The 19,594-nt window shown below is 70.7% G+C and carries 19 protein-coding genes; 10 read left to right on the forward strand and 9 right to left on the reverse strand.

Translation table 11 applies throughout. From position 1 onward, the window contains the following. Window positions 1–93: 93 nt before the first annotated feature. Complete coding sequence (locus ACFXI3_RS42870) at window positions 94–1,308, reverse strand: ABC transporter permease (RefSeq protein WP_378407624.1); 1,215 nt, start codon at window positions 1,306–1,308, stop codon at window positions 94–96. Beyond that, on the reverse strand, window positions 1,305–2,222 hold the full coding sequence (locus ACFXI3_RS42875) for an ATP-binding cassette domain-containing protein (protein WP_344272415.1): 918 nt from the start codon (window positions 2,220–2,222) through the stop codon (window positions 1,305–1,307). Before ACFXI3_RS42875 ends, ACFXI3_RS42870 begins: the two co-directional genes overlap by 4 nt. A gap of 156 nt (window positions 2,223–2,378) precedes the next feature. Between ACFXI3_RS42875 and ACFXI3_RS42880 the strand changes: the two genes are divergently transcribed. The 5 genes from ACFXI3_RS42880 to ACFXI3_RS42900 all read left to right on the forward strand — a co-directional run bounded on the left by ACFXI3_RS42880 (window position 2,379) and on the right by ACFXI3_RS42900 (window position 7,723). Continuing rightward, complete coding sequence (locus tag ACFXI3_RS42880) at window positions 2,379–3,590, forward strand: helix-turn-helix domain-containing protein (protein ID WP_344272412.1); 1,212 nt, start codon at window positions 2,379–2,381, stop codon at window positions 3,588–3,590. 622 nt (window positions 3,591–4,212) lie between these two features. Next, a complete protein-coding gene (locus tag ACFXI3_RS42885) occupies window positions 4,213–5,124 on the forward strand; it encodes an ACP S-malonyltransferase (protein ID WP_344272410.1) in 912 nt (303 codons plus the stop codon). Between the two features lie 14 nt (window positions 5,125–5,138). Continuing rightward, window positions 5,139–6,104: a beta-ketoacyl-ACP synthase III gene (locus ACFXI3_RS42890; protein ID WP_378407641.1), complete on the forward strand. Its 966-nt coding sequence runs from the start codon at window positions 5,139–5,141 to the stop codon at window positions 6,102–6,104. 70 nt (window positions 6,105–6,174) lie between these two features. After that, window positions 6,175–6,420 carry an acyl carrier protein gene (locus ACFXI3_RS42895; protein WP_037820481.1) on the forward strand — a complete coding sequence of 82 codons (246 nt, stop codon included), beginning with the start codon at window positions 6,175–6,177 and terminating at the stop codon, window positions 6,418–6,420. Window positions 6,421–6,472: 52 nt separating this feature from the next. Then, window positions 6,473–7,723 carry a beta-ketoacyl-[acyl-carrier-protein] synthase family protein gene (locus ACFXI3_RS42900; protein ID WP_344272400.1) on the forward strand — a complete coding sequence of 417 codons (1,251 nt, stop codon included), beginning with the start codon at window positions 6,473–6,475 and terminating at the stop codon, window positions 7,721–7,723. A 66-nt stretch (window positions 7,724–7,789) separates the two neighbouring features. Here the strand turns inward: ACFXI3_RS42900 and ACFXI3_RS42905 are convergent, their stop codons facing one another. Together ACFXI3_RS42905 and ACFXI3_RS42910 are read right to left on the reverse strand one after the other, a co-directional pair. Continuing rightward, window positions 7,790–8,389, reverse strand: a complete 600-nt coding sequence (locus ACFXI3_RS42905) for a hypothetical protein (RefSeq protein ID WP_344272397.1) — start codon at window positions 8,387–8,389, stop codon at window positions 7,790–7,792. 23 nt (window positions 8,390–8,412) lie between these two features. Beyond that, window positions 8,413–8,916 (reverse strand): DUF3145 domain-containing protein, encoded by a 504-nt coding sequence (locus ACFXI3_RS42910; RefSeq protein WP_093576929.1) that lies wholly within the window; start codon window positions 8,914–8,916, stop codon window positions 8,413–8,415. Between the two features lie 268 nt (window positions 8,917–9,184). On the opposite strand from ACFXI3_RS42910, the gene ACFXI3_RS42915 reads away from it, so the two are divergent. Beyond that, window positions 9,185–11,539 carry a hypothetical protein gene (locus ACFXI3_RS42915; RefSeq protein ID WP_378407626.1) on the forward strand — a complete coding sequence of 785 codons (2,355 nt, stop codon included), beginning with the start codon at window positions 9,185–9,187 and terminating at the stop codon, window positions 11,537–11,539. 77 nt (window positions 11,540–11,616) lie between these two features. On the opposite strand, the gene ACFXI3_RS42920 is transcribed toward ACFXI3_RS42915, so the two are convergent. Both ACFXI3_RS42920 and ACFXI3_RS42925 read right to left on the reverse strand, forming a co-directional pair. Next, window positions 11,617–12,186: a helix-turn-helix domain-containing protein gene (locus tag ACFXI3_RS42920; protein ID WP_344272384.1), complete on the reverse strand. Its 570-nt coding sequence runs from the start codon at window positions 12,184–12,186 to the stop codon at window positions 11,617–11,619. 55 nt (window positions 12,187–12,241) lie between these two features. Beyond that, complete coding sequence (locus ACFXI3_RS42925; RefSeq protein ID WP_378407628.1) at window positions 12,242–13,636, reverse strand: dihydrolipoyl dehydrogenase family protein; 1,395 nt, start codon at window positions 13,634–13,636, stop codon at window positions 12,242–12,244. Between the two features lie 145 nt (window positions 13,637–13,781). Here ACFXI3_RS42925 and ACFXI3_RS42930 point away from each other — a divergent pair, with 145 nt between their 5' ends. After that, window positions 13,782–14,555, forward strand: coding sequence for a histone-like nucleoid-structuring protein Lsr2 (locus ACFXI3_RS42930; RefSeq protein WP_378407630.1), 774 nt, complete (start codon window positions 13,782–13,784; stop codon window positions 14,553–14,555). 101 nt (window positions 14,556–14,656) lie between these two features. Here ACFXI3_RS42930 and ACFXI3_RS42935 read toward each other — a convergent pair whose 3' ends face one another. Genes ACFXI3_RS42935 through ACFXI3_RS42945 form a run of 3 tightly spaced genes read right to left on the reverse strand, consistent with a single transcriptional unit; the run spans window position 14,657 to window position 16,514 of the window. After that, on the reverse strand, window positions 14,657–15,385 hold the full coding sequence (locus tag ACFXI3_RS42935) for a biotin/lipoate A/B protein ligase family protein (RefSeq protein WP_378407632.1): 729 nt from the start codon (window positions 15,383–15,385) through the stop codon (window positions 14,657–14,659). A 45-nt stretch (window positions 15,386–15,430) separates the two neighbouring features. Continuing rightward, the gene (locus ACFXI3_RS42940; RefSeq protein WP_378407634.1) at window positions 15,431–15,832 is read right to left on the reverse strand and encodes a VOC family protein; all 402 of its coding nucleotides are present in this window, start codon (window positions 15,830–15,832) and stop codon (window positions 15,431–15,433) included. Between the two features lie 4 nt (window positions 15,833–15,836). Then, window positions 15,837–16,514: a TetR family transcriptional regulator gene (locus ACFXI3_RS42945; protein WP_344272370.1), complete on the reverse strand. Its 678-nt coding sequence runs from the start codon at window positions 16,512–16,514 to the stop codon at window positions 15,837–15,839. 92 nt (window positions 16,515–16,606) lie between these two features. On the opposite strand from ACFXI3_RS42945, the gene ACFXI3_RS42950 reads away from it, so the two are divergent. Genes ACFXI3_RS42950 through ACFXI3_RS42960 form a run of 3 tightly spaced genes read left to right on the forward strand, consistent with a single transcriptional unit; the run spans window position 16,607 to window position 19,051 of the window. After that, window positions 16,607–17,695: a ferredoxin reductase gene (locus ACFXI3_RS42950; RefSeq protein WP_378407637.1), complete on the forward strand. Its 1,089-nt coding sequence runs from the start codon at window positions 16,607–16,609 to the stop codon at window positions 17,693–17,695. Window positions 17,696–17,714: 19 nt separating this feature from the next. Further along, on the forward strand, window positions 17,715–18,824 hold the full coding sequence (locus tag ACFXI3_RS42955) for an acyl-CoA desaturase (RefSeq protein WP_344272364.1): 1,110 nt from the start codon (window positions 17,715–17,717) through the stop codon (window positions 18,822–18,824). 8 nt (window positions 18,825–18,832) lie between these two features. Beyond that, window positions 18,833–19,051 carry a hypothetical protein gene (locus ACFXI3_RS42960; RefSeq protein ID WP_378407639.1) on the forward strand — a complete coding sequence of 73 codons (219 nt, stop codon included), beginning with the start codon at window positions 18,833–18,835 and terminating at the stop codon, window positions 19,049–19,051. The last annotated feature ends 543 nt before the right edge of the window (window positions 19,052–19,594 follow it).

Raw genomic sequence — 19,594 nt, forward strand, 5'->3', positions numbered from 1 at the left:
TCGGGTCTGTCCACACCCTGTGTTTTTGGGCCGGGTGCTTCCTACGGGGGGCTGGGGGCCGCCCCCCCCCCCCCGCCGTAGGGAACTCCGCTGTCAGGCTGCGCTCAGCGCGTCCCGCAGCTTCACCTTCGCGCCGGTGCGCATCACCGCGTTGCGGTAGATCCGCGCGGCCAGCCAGATCAGCGCCGGGATGAGCGCGACCACCAGGCCCACCGACAGCACCGCCTCCCACACCGGCACGCCGCCCATCGCCAGCCGCATCGGCATCAGCGTCGGCGCGAACACCGGGATCACCGACAGCACCTCGGCCAGCGGGCTCGCCGGATTCGACGGCAGGATCGAAATCCCCACCACGTACCCGGCGATCACGAACATCAGCGCGGGCATCGTCGCGCCGCCCACGTCCTCCTGCCGCGACACCAGCGCGCCCAGCGCGGCGAACACGATCGAATACATGAAGAACCCGAGCAGGTACCAGACGATCAGCCAGACCACGGTGCCGACCGCCGCGTTCACCGAGATCGTCAGCACCCCGAACCCGAGCCCGGCCGCGACGCCGGCCACGCCGATCGCCAGCATCTGGATCAGGCCGACGGTGCCGATGCCGAGCACCTTCCCGGCCATCAGCTGCCACGGTTTGATCGTCGACAGCAGCAGTTCGACCACCCGCGACGTCTTCTCCTCGACGACGCCCTGAGCGACGCTTTGCCCGTTGAGCATCAGCGACAGGTAGATCAGGATGCCCGCGATGATGCCGAGCACCAGCTGCTGCCCGTTGTAGTCGTACGGTTTCTCGAGCGGCGGCAGCTCGTCGATCGACGCCTCGGCGGTCGCTTGGCGCACCTTCGCCGGATCGCCGCCGAGGGATTCGATCTGCTGGTTGAGAGCCAGCTGACCTTCGAGCACGGTGAAGGTGTTCTTCAGCTTCGCGTCCAAGGTCTTCTTCACCTGGACGTGGACCCGCTTCGCGTCCTGCACCAGCAGCGCGTCGATCGAGCCGTCCTGCAGCTTCGCCTGGCCCGCCTTCTCGTCGGAGACTTGCTGCGTCGCGACGGTCTGGCCGATCGATTTCGCCGTCGCGGTCAGCGGCTGCGCCAGCTGCGAGGCGGCGGGCACGTAGCCGACCGTCGCGTCGGCGCTCCCGCCGCCGTTGAAGAATTTGAAGATCAGCGCCAGCGCGACAACGATCAGCACCATCACGAGCGTGGTGATGCGGTAAGCCTTGGAATTGACGCGCGTGCTGATTTCCCGCCCGGCCACGAGGCCGACGGCGGACAGCGGGCTCATCTGGACGTCGGACCCGGTCATGCCGCGGCCTCCTGGTGCTCGGACACGACGGAACGGAACAACTCGGTCAGCGACGGCAGTTTCCGGGCGAATTCCCGCACCGGGCCGGTCGCCAGCGCGGCGCGCAGCACCGCCTGGTCGTCCGCGCCGTCGGCCAATTCCAGCTCGGTCACCGCTCCCCGGCGGCCGATCACGGTCACGCCGGACAGCCCGGCCGCCCAGTTTTCCGGTGCTTCAGGCGCGTCCACGAGCAGCCGGGTCGACCCGCCCGCACGCAGTTCCGCCACCGTGCCGGACGCTTCCATCCGTCCACTCCGGACGATCCCGATCCGGTCGCACAGCCGTTCCACCAAATCCAGCTGGTGGCTGGAAAACACGACCGGAACGCCCTCGGCCGCCTTTTCCTTCAGCACGTCGCTCATCACGTCGACGGCCACCGGGTCGAGCCCGGAGAACGGTTCGTCCAGCACGAGAATGCGCGGTTCGTGCACCAGCGCGGCGGCGAGCTGCACGCGCTGCTGGTTGCCGAGGCTGAGCTTCTGCACCTCGTCGTCGCGGCGCGCGGCCACGCCGAGGCGTTCGGTCCACCGCGCGCTCGACGCCTTCGCCGCGGCGGCGGGCATTCCGTGCAGCCGGGCCAGATACGTGAGCTGTTCGCCGACCTTCATTTTCGGGTACAGCCCGCGTTCCTCGGGCATGTAGCCGATCTGGCGGCGCGTTTCGTGCGTGATCGGCTCGCCCGCGTACCGCACCTGGCCCGCGTCGGCGCTCAGCACGCCGAGCGCGATGCGCATCGTGGTGGTTTTGCCCGCCCCGTTGCTGCCGACGAATCCGAAAAGCTCCCCCGGCCGCACGTCGAACGTCATTTTCTCGAGCGCCACCACGGCGCCGTAGCGTTTGGAGATCCCGTCGATCTCCAGTCCGGGCTCTGGCATGGCCCGTCCCCCTGTTCTCTTTTCGCCGGGGGTGATCCCCTACCACCCCACCCGGGGATCCTAGGCACTTCGGCACGACGCCGCCCACCTCCCGAGGTCGCCGCCGCATCCGCCTAAAGTTGCAGGCCGCGCGCGGCACGTAGGATCGGATCCGACATGGCCGACACCACGGGACGCCCCGCGCGCAAGCACCACGGGCTGTCCGCCAAAACCCTGCGCAGCCTGGAGCACGCCTCCGGGCGGCTGGCGAGCGCGAGCGTCGCGGAAATGGAACGCCGGCTGGTCTGGTTCGCGCGGCTGCCTGCCGATCAGCGCGCCAGCGTGCTGTTGATCACGCAGACCGGGGCCAGCGGATTCGTCGCTTGGCTGCGTGATTCGAAGGAAGCGCTGAAGCTCACCACCGAGGCGTTCCGCGACGCGCCGACCGAGGTGTCGCGCTGGATCAGCCTGCGGCAGGCCGTCGCGATGGTGCGGCTCGCGATCGAGGTCTTCGAAGAACAGCTCCCGGAATTCGCCGCTTCGGAAGCCGAACGTGCCGCGTTGATCGAAGGAATTCTGCGCTACGGCAGGGAGATCGCTTTCGCCGCGGCCAATTCCTATGCCGCCGCGGCGGAAGCGCGCGGGGCGTGGGACGCGCGGCTCGAAGCTCTGGTGGTCGATGGAATCGTCCGCGGCGACGCCGAAGAATCCGTCCTGTCGCGCGCCGCGGCGCTGGGTTGGGACCCGGCCGCGGCGGCGACGGTGCTGGTGGGAAATCCGCCCTCGGACGACCCGCCGACGGTGGTGTTCGACGTCCGCGCCCGCGCCGCACGCGTCGGCCGGGCGGTGCTGCTGTCGGTGCAGGGCTCGCGACTGGTGATCGTGATCGGCGGCCCGACCGAGGGCGGGCCGAAGGAACGCGAGATCTTGGCCCGGATGTCGACGGTGTTCGCCGACGGACCGGTCGTGGCGGGCCCGACCGTGCCGACGCTGGCCGAGGCACACCACAGCGCGGCCGAGGCGCTGTCCGGATTGCGCGCGGTGGTCGGCTGGCCCGGCGCGCCCCGTCCGGTGCGGTCTGACGATTTGCTGCCCGAACGCGCCTTGTCCGGCGACCCCGGGGCGGAGCGGCTGCTGGTCGATTCGGTGGCCCGGCCGTTGGAGGAGGCCGGAGCGGCGCTGCAGCGCACCGTCGAGACCTATCTGGACACTGGCGGGGTGCTGGAACGCTGCGCGCAAACGCTGTTCGTGCACCCGAACACGGTCCGGTACCGGCTGCGCAAAGCCGCCGAACTCACCGGCCGCAACCCGACCGACGCCCGCGACGCGCTGGTGCTGCGGGTCGCGCTGACCGTCGGCAGGCTCGCCCGCGCCCGCGGCCTCTGGTAACCGGGGCCCGATGGTGTTTTCTCGGTAGCGCGGTGTCCGGCAGGTTGGTCACAGCGGCGCTGGCCGAGCGGTGCTCCGCATCCCTCGCCAGCCGGGCTGCGTCGCTCCGTTGCTGCGAAGGTCCGTGAGGGGAACCCTGAGGGACTCAGAGTCCCTCAGGGTTCCCCTCACGGACCGCGGCACAGCGCGCCGGGCCCGCGCGCCGGGGCGAGGGGCGAGGGGCGAGGGGCGAGGGGCGAGGGCAAGAATCCCCGCGCGCTGATGAGAAAGCTTTGGGCGCATCTGACGCACCCAACGCGGCGTTCGGTGCGTCGCGCGCACCCAACGCCGCATTCAGTGCGTCCCACCCATCCCATGCCGCGTTGGGGACATCCGCGCCCGAGTTCCCTCCCGCGCTCGGCGGAAGCGCCGCGAACCTCCGGCCCACGTGCCGCGCCCCCTTCCGCCGGGGCGGGGGCGGGTGACAGACTTCACGGCAAGCGCTGGTTGAATCCCACAAGGCGGATGGGTTAAGGGCCGGGTTCTCCGGCAGGTCTTTGGAGGTTTCCTCCAATTCCGCCGCGCGGACTTGGTGACCGCCCGCATCTGAAGCACCGACCCGTCCCGTGGTCTCATAGACAGCGTGACAGTTGCAGTCCTCTCCCCCGGCCAGGGTTCCCAAGCCCCCGGCATGCTCGCCCCGTGGCTCGAGCTCGACGGCGCCCGCGCGCGCGTCGAAGAGTGGTCCGCCCGTTCCGGGCTCGACCTGATCCGGCTCGGCACCGAGGCCGGGGCCGAGGAGATCCAGGACACCGCTGTCGCGCAGCCGCTGATCGTCGCGCTGTCCCTGCTTTCCTTCGAGCACCTGCCGGTCGCCGACGACGCGCCGGTCGCCGGCCACTCCGTCGGCGAATTGGCCGCGGCCGCGATCGCCGGCGTGCTCGCCCCCGCCGACGCGGTCGCGCTCGCCGCGGTCCGCGGCGCGGAGATGGCCAAGGCGTGCGCGCTCGAACCGACGTCGATGGCCGCGGTGATGCTCGGCGACCCCGAGGAAGTCGCCGCGTGGCTGGAAAGCCAGGGCCTCGCCGCCGCGAACCGCAACGGGGCCGGGCAGATCGTCGCGTCCGGGTCCGCCGCCGCGATCGAGAAGATCATCGCCGAGCCGATGGAGGGCACGAAGATCCGCGCCCTCAAGGTCGCCGGCGCCTTCCACACGCCCTACATGGCCCCCGCGGAAGACGCCCTGCGCGAGCACGCCGCCGGTCTCTCCCCGGCCGACCCGACGCGCCCGCTGCTGTCCAACGCCGACGGCCAGGTCGTCACGAGCGGCGCGGAGTACCTGCGCAGGCTCGTCGCCCAGGTGACCCGCCCGGTCCGCTGGGACCTCACCATGGACGGCCTCGTCTCGCTCGGCGTGGACCGCACCGTCGAACTGGCGCCCGCGGGCACCCTGACCGGACTGGTCAAGCGGCAGCTCAAGGGCGTCGTCACCACTACCACCGCGCTGAAGTCGCCCGCCGAACTGGCGGCGCTGCGCGAGGAGGACGCCCAGTGACCGCCCGTCCCACCATGCGCCTTGCCCAGGGCGCGCCCGCCGCCCGCATCCTCGGGTTCGGCAGCTACCAGCCGGACCGGATCGTCACGAACGACGACCTGTCGCAGGTCATGGACACCAGCGACCAGTGGATCCGCGACCGCGTCGGCATCATCGAGCGGCGCTTCGGCGAGAAGGACGACGTGCTGGTCGACTACGCCGTCGCCGCCGGGGCCGACGCGCTCTCCGACGCGGGCGTCGATCCGTCCGAAGTGGACACGGTCATCGTGCCCAACTGCACCATGCCCTCGCAGATCCCGAACGCGGCCGCACAGGTCGCCGCGCGGATCGGCGTGCCGAGCCCCGGCGCGTTCGACCTCAACGCCGCGTGCGCCGGATTCTGCTACGGCCTCGGCGTCGCCTCCGACCTCGTGCGCGCGGGCTCGGCGAAGAAGGTCCTCGTGATCGGCGCGGAGAAGCTCACCGACGTCGTGGACCCGACCGACCGCGCGAACGCGATCATCTTCGCCGACGGCGCGGGAGCCGCGGTGGTCGGCGGGTCCGACGAACCGGGCATCGGCCCGGTCGTGTGGGGCAGCGCGGGCGACCTCGTCGACCTGATCTACATGCGCGACCACCAGTGGATCTACCAGGAGGGCCAGTCGGTCTTCCGCTGGGCGACCACGCAGATCGCGCCGATCGCGCTGCGCGCGCTGGAGGCCGCCGGGCTGCAGCCGTCCGATGTGGACGTGCTGGCCCCGCACCAGGCGAACCTCCGGATCGTCGAGTCGATCGCCAAGAAGCTGCGCGCCAAGGGGGCGCGCGAGGACATCGTGGTGGCCGACGACATCAAGTACTCGGGCAACACCTCGTCCGCCTCGATCCCGATGGCGCTGGACCACATGCGCAAGGCGGGAACGGCGAAAAGCGGCGACGTGGTGCTGGCGGTCGGCTTCGGAGCCGGGCTTTCCTATGCCGCGCAGGCGTTCGTCCTGCCCTGAGCGATACTTCCCCCGCGGGCGCCGTGCCCGCGAGCGGACCCGCAGAAGAACCGAGAAGGGAACAACACCGATGGCTGACAACACTGAGATTCTCGCCGGCCTCGCCGAGATCGTCGAAGAGGTCGCCGGCGTGGCTCAGGACGACGTCACCGCCGAGAAGTCGTTCGTGGACGACCTGGACATCGACTCGCTGTCGATGGTCGAGATCGCCGTGCAGGCCGAGGACAAGTTCGGCGTCAAGATCCCGGACGACGAGCTGGCCAACCTGAAGACCGTCGGCGACGCGGTGAACTACGTGTCCGCCAACTCGAAGTAAGTCCTCTTCGTACCCGGGCCCCGGTCCGGAGCCGACCCTTGGGGAGACTGCCATGAGCAACATCGACGTCGTGATCACCGGCATGGGCGCGACGACGCCGCTGGGCGGGGACGTCGCGTCCACCTGGGACGGTCTGCTGGCCGGCCGCAGCGGGATCAGCACGATCGCGGCGGACTGGGCGGAGGAGCTGGACCTGCCGGTCCGGATCGCGGCGCAGCTCGCCGTCGAGCCGACCGACATCCTGCCCCGCGTGCAGGCCCGGCGGCTCGACCGGTGCGAGCAGGTGGCGATCATCGCCGCCCGCCAGGCCTGGGCCGACGCCGGGTTCGCCGAGCAGACCGACGAGCACACCGATGTCGAACCGGAACGCCTCGGCGTTTCGATCGGCACCGGGGTCGGCGGGCCGGTGACCCTGCTGACCCAGAACGATCTGTTGCACCAGCAGGGTCTCCGCAAGGTGTCGCCGCTGACCGTGCCGATGCTGATGCCGAACGGCCCGGCCGCGCACGTGGGCATCGACCTGAAAGCCCGCGCCGGGGTGCATTCGCCCGCGTCGGCGTGCGCGTCCGGGGCCGAGGGCATCGCGAACGGCTACGAGATGATCCGGTCCGGACGGGCCGACGTCGTGGTCGCGGGCGGTTCCGAGGCCTGCATCCACCCGATCACCGTCGCCGGGTTCGCCCAGGCGCGCACGGTGTCGACGCGCAACGACGACCCGGCCGCGGCTTCGCGTCCGTTCGACGTGAGCCGCGACGGCTTCGTGCTCGGCGAGGGCTCCGGCGTCGTCGTGCTCGAGCGGGCCGACCGCGCGAAGGCCCGCGGGGCGCGGATCTACGCGAAGCTGGCCGGCTACGGCCTGACGTCCGACGCCTACCACATCACGGGCAACCACCCGGAGGGCATCGGGCAGATCGCGGCGATGCGCGCGGCGATGGCGATGGCCGGACTGTCCCCTTCGGACATCGGCCACGTGAACGCGCACGCGACGTCCACTGTGGTCGGAGACATCGGCGAGGCGGCGGCGATCCGGTCGGCGGTCGGCGAGCACCCGGTGGTCACCGCGCCGAAGGGCGCGCTCGGCCACCTCGTCGGCGGGGCCGGCGCGGTCGAGGGCATCGCGACGATTCTCGCGCTGTACGAGGGCATCGTCCCCGCGACGCTGAACCTCACCGAGCAGGACCCGAAGGTGCAGCTGGACGTCGTGTCCGGGGAGAACCGCAAGGTCGAACTCGCCGCGGCGCTGTCCAACTCGTTCGGTTTCGGCGGGCACAACTCCGCGCTGCTGTTCACGCCGGCGAACTGAGTTCCTCTTCACGGTGAAGGGCCCCCGCGGAAATCTTCGCGGGGGCCCTTCACCGTTTTTTCGCGGTCAGCACTTGTCGTGTTCGGTGGCGGTGCCGTCGACGGTGTCGATCCGGTACGAGCCGTGCTCGAACTTCATGGGCAGCACCAGCCGCCAGTTGATGCACGTCTCCTGGAAATCGCCCGGGGCCTCGTTCAGCGACTGGGTGCTGGTGAACCCGACCAGCGCCCGCAGCGTGCCCTGCGCGCCCGGTTCGATGCGGTACAGCAGGATGTTGACGTCCTTCGTGGACTGGAAGTTGCGGTGCCAGTCCACTTCCGGCGTCTTGCTGCGGCGCGCGTCGCTGACCGTCTCGGTCCAGGCGTCGTAGTCCTTTTTGTTGAGCGCGTTGAAATAGGCCTGCAGCACGGTGCGGACGGCGTCGTCCTGCGGATGGTTCTCGGCGTCCGGGGCGACCGCGACCTGGACCGAGCCGGACTTGTCGGACGGGCCGCCGCTGGTCGTGGCGGACGGCGCCATGGCTTCGCCGTCGGCCGCGCGCGGGGAATCGGGGCGGCGGTAGAGCTCGCGGGCGAGCAGACCCCCGGCGACGGTGATGGACAGCACCACCACGATGACGGGGATCAACCACCGCTGACGGGAGGGCGGGGCCGAAGGAACGCTCACCCGGGTGAGGGTACCGCGTTCGGTCACCCGACCTGGTGCAGCCAGGTGACCGGGGCGCCGTCGCCCGCGTGCCGGTACGGCTCGAGCGCCTCGTCCCAGGCCGCGGCGAGGAGCTCGTCCAGTTTGTGCGCGAGGGTTTCGCCGCCGCGGGTCATGCTGACGAGCGCGCGCAGCTGGTCCTCGCCCACGACGATGTCGCCGTTGGCGCTGGTGCGGCCGTGCCAGAGCCCGAGGCCGGGCGCGAAGCAGAACCGCTCGCCGTCGACGCCCGCGCTGGGCTCCTCGGTGATTTCGAAGCGCACCATCGGCCACGCCTTGAGCGCGCCGGCGAGTTTGCCGGCGGTGCCCGCGGGCGCGCTCCAGCTGCATTCGGCCCGGAGCTGTCCCGGACTGGCCGGCTGGGCCGTCCACTTCAGCTCGACCCGGGCACCCAGGGTGCCCGAAATAGCCCACTCGACGTGCGGACATACCGCAGACGGCGACGAGTGGACGTACACCACGCCTCGGGTGCTGCCACGGGTGCTCACTGCTGACCTCCGCTTGTTCGACGAGGGACGTCTTCCCCTACGACCTCTCGAACCCTGCGCAGGTTGCGTAGCCTCCACGGCAGTTCCCGACCTGTGTAGCACATTCTGCACCCCAACCGTGCCGTTTGGCCACATGAACACCACAAGTCGCAGCGGACGACCCATTGTGGTGAGCCACGCCGACGCGAGGGCGCGGAGCACGGTTCCGGCGGCCCGGCACGCTAGCGTGGTGCACCGGAAACGCTGCGGATTTGACAGGAGAGTTTCGGTGCGACTGGTCCGTCTCGGGCAGCAGCCCTCGCGCGTCGCGGAGGACGTGCGGGCCGCGCTGGCCTCCCTCGGCCGGGGGAGCACGGTGATCGGCGGCGTCGCGCTCGTCGGGGCCCGCCCGACCGGAGACCGTCCGGTGGAGGCGGTCGTGGTGCTTCCCGCGGGCGTGCTCGTGGTGATCGGCGTGGACCTGCCCGACCCGGCGCTGCGCCTCGAAGCCCCGCTGAGCGGCCCGTGGAAGGCGGACGGCTGGCCCCTCGTCCACGGCGACGACGTCAACCCCGCGACCGAGGCACTCGACCTGTCCCAGGAATGCGAACGCCGCATCGCGGAACTCGGCGGAGGCCCGGTAGGCACGATCGTGGCGGTCGGCCCGTATGTCGAGACGGTCGACCAGCCGCCGGGCGACCTCGCGGGCCCGGTCCGGGTCCTGCACCCGACGCCGACCACCATGCTGGCCGCGACAGTCTCCCTGGCCACGGCCCGGCATCCGCGCTCGGTGGACCAGGCCCGGGCGTTGATCTCGGCACTGGCGCCGGACGCGCCGGAGCTTTCGGACGAGGTTTTGCGGGGGGAGGGTTTCGTTCGGTTCGCGGATGACGTTCCGGTTCCTCCCGGGCCTCGGTCTCCTGGGTCTCCTGGGTTCGGTGGTCCGGCTGGCGCTGGGGTTGCTGGCGGTGCCGCACCGAACTCCGTTGCCGCACCAGGCACGGCAGGCCCTGTTGTTCCCGCAGGCACTGGGGCCAAGGCTGGATCGAGCGCTGGGACGGGGGCGTCGAACAGCCCGACCGGGGTCGCCGCAGGAACGGCAGCTGCCGGGCTAGGCGCTGTCGCGGCGGGCGCGGCGATGTCTGGCGCCACCGCTGAACCTGTTGCGGCTGGACCCGTCGCCGCCGGTTCGGGCGCACCGGGTTCGGGCAACGCCACTCCCGGCTCGGGCCGGGCCAGCACCGCCAACTCCGCCGCTGCCAGCGCCAACGCAGCCCAAACCCGCGCTGCCGACTCTGCGGCTGCCAACTCCGGCGCGACCCGAGCCGATGCTGTCGAGGCGGGATCCGGCACCGACGCTCCAGGCGCAGCCTCGCCCGGCACCGCCGAATCCAGTGCGTCCGGATCGAGCACCACCGGTCCCGTCGTCGCTGGAACAAACGCCGCCGGATCCACTGCTGCTGCGGCTGGAAAATCCGCCGCAAGTGCCGCTCCCACGGCTGGCACGGGACCGCAAAGCCCGGCTGGTGCTGGAAACGCTCAGGGGCTTCCCGTCTTCCCCGGTGCCGCTTCGGGATCCGCTGACTCCGCGCCGTCGAAGGGTGCTGCTTCCCCCGGCAATCCTTCCGCCGCACCGAAATCCGCCGCTCCCCCGGTGCTTCGGCCGAAGATCATCGCGGTGCGGCCGCCCCGGCCGGAGATTCCGCCGATCGAGCTGGCGTCGCTTTCCGAGGCGCCCACCGAATCGACTGACCCGCCCGAGGCTCCGACCGAGAAGATGCCGTCTCCGGCGAAGCCGCAGGGCTCCAGGCCTCCGAGTGCCGCCGTTCCGCCGGTCGTGCCGGGGAGTCCGCCGCGAAGCGCACCTCAACCTGTGCAACCGGCTCCGGCCGCCGGAACAGCCAGTCCCGCAACCGGAGCAGCCACCGGCGCGGGAGCAGGAGTTCCCACCGCAGCGGCAGCGGGAGCTGGAGCAGCCGCCGGAGCCGGGCCGAACACCCCGCCCGGACAGGGAAAACCGGGCTCCCGGACGGTCAAGTGGGTGCCCATCGCGGCGATCGTCTTGCTGGTCGCGCTGGTGGTGTCGGCGATCGTCGTGGCGACCAGCGGCGGCGACAACACCGCCGCGCCGCCCGCCAGCAGTGCGCCGCCGCCCAGCAGTGTGCCGAGCCCGGCGCCGAGCAGCGTCAAGCCGAGCGCCCCTCCGGCACCGACTCTCACCTTCGAGCCCCGGGCGAACAGCGCCGACCAGAAGTGCGCCTCGCACGCTTTCGGGGACGTCCAGGCGAGTCTTCAGCAGACCAGTTGCTCCGCAGTCCGCCGCGCGAGCTACACGGCGCTCGTGGACGGACGTCCGGCCGCGGTCACCGTCGCAGTGGTCGAGTTCCCCGATGCCGGACAGGCCGATCACCTCAAGCAGATCGCCGACAACCCGGGCGGCGGCGGAATCCTCGACGTCGCCACAGAGACCGGCAAGTGGCCGTCCGGCCCTCCGCAGTTCGACGGCGCCGCCTACGCCAGCAAGGTCGACGGGAACGGCGTGCGGATCGTGCAGGCGGTCTGGCAACCGGGACCGTCCACTGCGGACGATCCCGGCCTTGCCCGCGCCGCGAAGGGTGCGCTCGACTTGCAGCTGCCGTCCTGAGCGGACGGCTGCGCGGCTAAGCCGCTCCGGCCGGCAAACCGCTCAGCCCCGGCAACAACGGTCCCCCAGAACAACCCTCACTGCCACCCGCGCTCCAACAGGTCGAACGCCACGTCCACCACCCGCGGCGGGTCGTCCGACCGGTCGGCCAGCGAAGCCGTCTCCAGCGCGAAATGCGCCAGCACCGCACACCGCGGATCCCCCTCCGGCGCACCGGTTTCCGCCGCGATCACCCGGCTCAGCGTGTGCTCGTGGCCCATCCACATCTTGTGCCAGTACTCGGCGAGCGCGGGCGTCTCCCGCACCAGCCGCAGCAGCGGTTCGGCCTCCGCGCGGATGCCGGAGGTCGCCCGGACGTGCATGTGCGCGCGGAGCGCCTCCAGCACCGACGTGCCCTCCGGACGGTCCCGCACCGCCGAGACCAGCGCCTCGTCGATCTCCGGCTCCCGGTCGAAAACGAGCGCTTCCTTGGTCGGGAAATGCTTCATCAGCGTGGTGGTGGACACGTCGGCGGCGTCGGCGATCTCGCGCACGGTCACTTGGTCGTAGCCGCGCTCCAGGAACATCCGCAGGGCGGCGTCGGCCAGCGCCTGGCGGGTCGCCGCCTTCTTGCGTTCGCGACGGCCGGGAACGGGGGCACTGGTCATGCCCCGACGCTACCCGAAGCGGCACAACCGCTTAAGCGACACGACACCGCCGAAATCAGAGCCCGTAAGCCTCCAGCAGCCGCAGCCACACCTCGCTGATCGTCGGGAACGCGGGGACGGCGTGCCACAAGCGGTCCAGCGGCACCTCGCCCACGACGGCGATCGTCGCCGAATGCAGCAGTTCCGCCACGTCCTGGCCGACGAACGTGACACCCAGCACGACGCCGCGTTCGGTGTCCACGACCATGCGCGCTTTGCCTTGGTACCCATCGGCGTGCAGCGACGAACCGGCGACCGCGATGTCGATGTCCACGACCCGGTCCGCGGATCCGTCGCGCGCCTCGGTGAGGCCGACTGACGTCACTTCCGGGTCGGTGAACACCACCTGCGGAACCGCGTGATGGTCGGCGGTCGCGCTGTAGCGGCTCCACGGTTCGGTCGAAATCTCCTCGCCGCGAGCCCGGGCGGCGACCGAGTCCCCGACGACGCGGGCGGCGTATTTTCCCTGGTGGGTCAGCAAAGCGCGGCCGGTGACGTCGCCCGCTCCATACAGCCAGCCACCCTCCACAGCGGACACCCGGCCGCTTTCGTCGACCTGGAGCGGGCCGTCGGCGGGCAGGCCGAGCACGTCCAGTCCGATGGTGCTGGTCGCGGGCGCACGACCGGTGGCGACCAGCAGTTCGTCGACCACGATCTCGTCGCCGCCAGCCAGTTTCAGCCGCGTGCCACCGTCCACAACGGACACTTCGGCAAGGCCGGAGTTCTGGTGCACGCGGACGCCTGCCTCGCGCAATCCGTCCAGGACCAGGTCTCCGGCGAACTCCGGCAGCCGCGGCAACGGGCGGTCGCCGGTGATCACGAGGTCGACCCGCGCGCCGAGCCGGGCCCACGCCTGCGCCATCTCGACGCCGACCACGCCGCCGCCGAGCACGCCGAGCCGTCCGGGCACCTCGGTCGCCGACGTCGCTTCCCGCGAACCCCACGGCTTAATGGTGTCCAGGCCCGGAATCCGCGGCGTGCGCGGGACGCTGCCAGTGCACACGATCACCGCGTGCCGGGCGGCGAAAACGCGGCCGTCGTCGAGAGTGACCTCGCGCTCACCGGTGATCCGGCCGTAGCCGCGCACGGGTTCGATGCCCGCGCCGCGCGCCCATTCGACCTGGCCGGAGTCGTCGCCCTTGCCGGTGAACCAGTCGCGGCGCGCGAGCACCTTCTCCGGGTCCAGCGCGTCGCCGATCGGCACGCCGGGCATCCGCTTGGCCGCGGCGAGCAGGTTTCCCGGGCGCAGCAACGCCTTGCTCGGGATGCACGCCCAGTACGAACACTCCCCGCCGAACCGTTCGTGTTCGAGGAGCGCCACCTTCAGCCCGCCCATGGCGGCCCGTTCGGCGGCCACTTCCCCGACCGGACCCGCCCCGATGACCACGACGTCGAAAGTCTCTGCTGCCATGCGCACAGCGCACACCACCGCGCAGGTTCGCGCAAGCCTGCCGGTATTCTTGTGAGAGAGCTGCAAGAAACCGGCGGCACCGCGGATTCCGGGTCGTCGCCGTGCCGGTTGCACGCACGACCACGATCGAGCACGGGAGGCTCCCATGGCGAGGAACACCGCTGTCCGCACTCTGGACGACCTGACCGGCGGACGCGCGGCGGAAACCGTCGCGTTCGCGCTGGACGGCATCGATTACGACATCGACCTCGGCACCCGCAATGCGGCCGCGCTGCGGCGATTGCTGGAGAAGTACGCGAAGGCGGGCCGCCGGACCGGCGGGCGGAAGCTTCGGCCGCGGCTGATCGCGGGGGCGGCGAAGGCTGGAGCGAAGCCGGCGGCGGAGAAGACCGCCGCGGCGGGCAAGGGCGGGAAAGCCGTTGCTGGCAAGAAGACTGCTGCCGCCAGTGCCGCGAAGACTGCCCGAACGGGTGGCGCGACCGGGACCGTGAGCCGGACCGCGCGCAAGGCTCCGGCCAAGGCCGCGACGACCAAGTCGACGAAGAGTGCCGCGGTCAAGACGCCTGCCGCCAAGACCACGGCCAAGGCTGCCGCGACCAAGACGACGAAGGCCGCCGCGGTCAAGACCCCGGCCAGCAAGACGGCGAAGACCGCGACGGTCAAGGCCTCCGCGCCTGCGAAGACGGCACCCGCGCAGGCGGCCCCGGCCAAGACCGCAACGGCCAAGGCATCGGCACCCGCGAAAACGGCCCCGGCAAAAGCCACCGCCCCGGCCAAGTCGGCAACCGCCAAGACAACCGCACCCGCGAAAACGGCCCCGGCCAAGACCGCCGCTCCGGCACCGGCGAAATCCGCTGCCAAGCCGCGCCGTCGGGCGGCCAGCGAAGTGCCGCCCGTGCTGTTCTCCTCCTCCAACTGACCCGTTCCGTGAAGGGCTCCTTGAGGGAATCTGATTCCCTCAAGGAGCCCTTCACGGCATCTCGGCCAAGAGCGCCCGGATCTGCCTGCTGGGCAAGGAGATCACGAACGCTGGCGTCCCTCGGCGTGCCAGTCCGGGTATTCGTAGCGGCTCCACAGCAATGAGCGCTGCCGCTCCAACTCCCCCGCTGTCGGTTCGCGCGGCGGGAGCGGGCCGAGCAGTCCCGCCGCAGCCGCGCGGACAGTGTCCTCCACCTCAGTCAGCGGCAGCCGCACGCCGTGGTCGACCAGGGACGCGACCTTGCTCCGGTGCGAATCCAGCGGTTTCGGGTCCGGCGGCGGACCAGTGAGGTACGCGCCGACCCGGGCGGCATCGGTGTCGACCAGCAACGTCGAATGCGCCAGCAGCACGTCTTTGGTCCGGAACACCGCGAAGCCGCACAGTTTCGCGTCGCCGACGAAGATCCCGCGGTCGCCGATTCTGGCCGGGAGACCGAGTTTCTCCACTGCGGCGGACATCACCAGGCCAAGCATTTCCAGCGGACGAGGCGCGGGGCCGGGAAGCACGAGCGTCACGTTGAGATTGCCCGGGTCGTGGAACACCGTGCCGCCGCCGCTGGCTCGCCGCAGCACCGGCACTCCGTCGCGCGCGCATTCGTCGACGCGGACTTCGCGGGCGATCCGCTGACCGCGGCCGACTACGACGCACACCGGGTTCCGCCACAGCCACACCACCGGCTCCGTCGGCCCCTCGCGCAGCAGTGCCTCGTCAAACGCCAGGTTTTCGGCTGGGTCGGTGAATTCGGCTCGGACTTCCGACCCGCTCGGCATAGCGTTCCTCCACGATCTGCTGGACTTCGGGATCGTAGAGCAGGCTCAGGACGCGGCCGGGCCGAGCAGGTCCCAGCGGTTGCCCGCGATGTCGCGGAACACGACGACCTGGCCGTAGGGCTCGGTCCGCGGTTCGCCGAGGAACTCGACCCCGGCGTCGCGCATCCGCTGGTAGCTGGCCTGGAAGTCGTCCGCGCGCAGGAAAAACCCGACGCGGCCGGCGTGCTGGTCGCCGACCGCGCGGGACTGCCGTTCGCCGTCCGCCTTCGCCAGGAGGATGCCGGTCTCGCCGCCGGGCGGCCGGACCACGACCCATCGCTTGGGGCGGCCGTCGTTGGTGAGCGACGGCGAATCCTCGGCCAGGTCGAAGCCCAGGGCGCGGGTGAAGAAGTCGATCGCCTCGTCGTAGTCGTCGACGATGATCGCGGTCAGGTGCAGGAAGGCCATGCCGCTAAGGCTGCCAGTGCGGCACGCCGAGCAGGATCATCCGGAGCCGTTTTTCCGCCGCGACCAAGGTGCGCTCGTCGGCGGCGGTGTCGCCGGGACGGATGTCCAGCAGTTCGGCGACCGTGCCGAGCATCGCGGTGACGATGAGGTCGGCCAGCAGGTGCAGGTCCTCGGTGGGCCAGGTGCGCAGCGGGTCGAAGCGCGCCAGGTCCAACGCCAGATCGCTGGAGAACATCCGCATCTCGACCGCGATCGCCCGGGACACCGCGCCGGGACCGGCGTAGCGCTCGCGCGTGACGAACCGGAAGTGGTCCTCGTGCTCGCGGACGTGCCGGTGCAGCGTGTGCACCGAAGCCCGGATCATGCCGCCGTAACCGCGCTGCTCGGTGCGCGCGCCGCGAAGCATGCCGCGCAGCGTGCGCGTGGTCTCCTCGACCAGCGCGACGCCCAGCTCCTCCATCGACGAGAAGTGCCGGTAGAACGCCGTCGGCACGATGCCCGCGCCTTTCGCGACCTCGCGCAGCGAAAGGCTGGCGAAACTCCGGTCGGCGAGCAGGTCGAGCGCCGCGTCGAGCAACGCCTGACGGGTGCGCTGTTTGCGCTCCTGCCGGCTCACCGGGCCGGCCGGCTCCTCGGCTGCGGACACGTCGAGCAGCGTACTGGCGATCGCCGCATGGCCCACGTCACATCACCTCGCTTCCGCGTTGACAGGCCCCGGGGCCTTGCCCCCACACTAGTCAGTGTACGACTGTGCACTCAACTTCTGGAGGGGTGATGACCGCACTGCTCCCGCGCCGCGTGCGCGGACTCGTCTCGCTCGCCGAGGCGCTGCTCACCCCGCACGGCGCGGACCGGTACCTCGAACTGGTCGACCCGATGCTGGTGCGGCGCGAGATCCGCGGCCGCGTCACCGCCGTGCGGCATCAGACGCCGGACACCGTCACCTTCACGGTGCGGCCGAGCCGGGCGTGGCAGGGTTTCCGCGCCGGGCAGTACGTGCGGATGCAGGTGGAGATCGACGGCGTCCGCCGGACCCGCTGCTACTCGCCGTGCGGCGCGCAGGGCGGCGACGACCTGGAGTTCACCGTGAAGGCCGACCCGAACGGGCTGGTGTCGCGGCATCTGCAGGACACTGCCGTCGGCGCGGTGGTGGGGCTTTCGCCGGCGGACGGCGAGTTCACCCTGCCGTCGCCGCGTCCGGACCGGATCGTGCTGATGAGCGGCGGCAGCGGAATCACCCCGGTGCTCGCGATGGCCCGGACGCTCGTCGCCGAGGGCCACCCCGGCGAGATCGTGTTCCTGCACTACTCGAACACCGCCGCGGACGCCCTCTACCGCGCCGAACTGGCCGAACTAGCCGCCCGGCACCCGGCGTTCCGCGTGGTCAACGCCCACACCCACGCCCGCCGCGGCGGCGACCTGCACGGCCTGTTCTCCGTCGCGCATCTGGAGAAGGCCGCGCCGTGGTTCCGCGAGGCCGAGACGTTCCTGTGCGGCCCGGCCCCGCTGATGGCCGCCGCACGTGAACTCTTCGAGAACGAGGGGTTGAGTGCACAACTGCACACCGAAGAGTTCACGGCAGCGCCGTTGACCTTCGCCGCGGAGGCAGCCGAGGGCCGGGTGCGCTTCGCCCGCAGCGGCCGGGAGTGCGACAACTCCGGCAAGCCGCTGCTCGAACAGGCCGAGGACGCGGGCCTGACGCCGGAGCACGGGTGCCGGATGGGCATCTGCTTCTCCTGCACCCAGCTCAAAACCGCCGGACGCGTCCGCAACGCCCGCTCCGGCGAGATCTCCGGCGAGGAGAACGAAGAAATCCAGCTCTGCGTCAGCGTCCCCGTCGGGGACGTCGAAATCGACGCCTGACCACTCGGAGGCAAGCAGCATGACCGGCCTGCAAGACCGCCTGACCACCGCACAGGTCGAGGAATTCGGCCGCGAACTCGACGCACTGCGCCAGCGGATCGTCGACGACCTCGGCGAGGAAGACGTCGAGTACATCCGCAAGATCATCAAAACCCAGCGCGCGCTGGAGGTGACCGGCCGCGGCCTGCTGTTCGCCGGTTTCCTGCCGCCCGCGTGGCTGGCCGGCGTCGCGGCGCTGTCCGCGGCGAAGATCCTGGACAACATGGAGATCGGCCACAACGTGATGCACGGCCAGTACGACTGGACGCGCATCCCGGAGCTGAGCTCGCAGCGCTTCGAATGGGACACCGTCGCGCCGGCGGAGAACTGGCGGCATTCGCACAACTACATTCACCACACTTACACCAACATCGTCGACAAGGACCGCGACGTCGGCTACGGAATCCTGCGGATGGACCCGGCGCAGAAGTGGCATCCGTACTACCTGGGCAACCCGGTGTACGCGACGCTGCTCGCGCTGCTGTTCCAGTGGGGCGTCATGCTGCACGACCTGGAGGTCGAGCGGGTCGTGAAGGGCGAGCGAACCTGGGCGGAGAACGTTCCGGTGCTGCGCCGGATCGTCCGCAAGGCTTCGCGCCAGATCGGCAAGGACTACGTCCTGTTCCCGCTGCTCACCGGCCCGCTCGCGCCGCTGACGCTGCTGGGCAACGCGAGCGCCAACCTGGTCCGCAACCTGTGGGCGTTCTCGATCATCTTCTGCGGCCACTTTCCCGCGGACGTCGAGAGCTTCACCGAGGAAGAGACCGAGAACGAAACGCGCGGCCAGTGGTACCTGCGCCAAATCCTGGGCTCCGCGAACATCACCGGCGGCCCGCTGTTCCACATTCTCTCCGGAAACCTGTCGCACCAGATCGAGCACCACCTGTTCCCGGACCTGCCCGCGCGCCGCTACCCGCAGATCGCCGGAGAAGTGCGCGAAATCTGCGAACGCTACGGCCTGCCCTACAACACCGGCCCCCTGTACAAGCAGCTGTGGTCGGTGGCGAAGAAAATCGCAAGGCTGGCCCTTCCCGGAAAACCGGGCCCGGCCGCTACCGTGGACCCCGAACGGCAACTCCGAGCAGCCTGAGGAAGCCCATGGTCGGCCCATTCGAAAGTGGCAAGGACACCGTGCAGGAGCTGACGGAGTCCGCAGCCAACCACATCGGCAACATCGCCACGATCATTACTGGCGCAGTCCGCGACATAGCCCGCGAAACGGGCGATTGGTTCACGGACGTGATCGAAATGCGCGAAGCAGCCCAACGGGCGAAAGAAGACGACGTCCGCCTGGACAAGACCCCCGAGGCAGACTGACGCTGGCAGTTCCTGGCCTCCCGGACGGTTCCGTGAGGGGAACCCTCACGGACTCTGAGTCCCTCAGGGTTCCCCTCACGACCATCGCAAGTCCGTGAGGGGAACCTTCACGGACTTGGGTTCCCTCAAGGAGCCCTTCACGGACCCGCCCCGCCATCGCGACGCACCCAATGTGGCATTCGGTGCGCCACACGCACCCAACGCCACATTGGGGCGCTAGCCCAACCACCGCGACCGCAGCCGTTGCACCCAACCATCGGCGCACCCAGCCCCTCCCACCCACCAATCCGCACCCGGTGCACCCACGTCCGAGGCACCCAGCCCCACCCCCGCACCGCTGCACCCACGATCGAGGCACCCGGCCCTCCCCCGCACCGCTGCACCCAACGTTCGAGGCACCCAACCCTCCCCCGCGCCGCTGCACCCAACGTTCGAGGCACCCAGCCCCCAAACCGCACCGATGCACCCGCTATCGAGGCACCCAGCCCCTCCCCCGCACCCCGATACGAAGCTCTCCTGCGGTCTGGGGGTGCTTGTCAAGGC

It is taken from the genome of Amycolatopsis sp. NPDC059235 (genome assembly GCF_042754125.1).
GTDB classification, from domain to species: Bacteria; Actinomycetota; Actinomycetes; order Mycobacteriales; family Pseudonocardiaceae; genus Amycolatopsis; species Amycolatopsis albidoflava.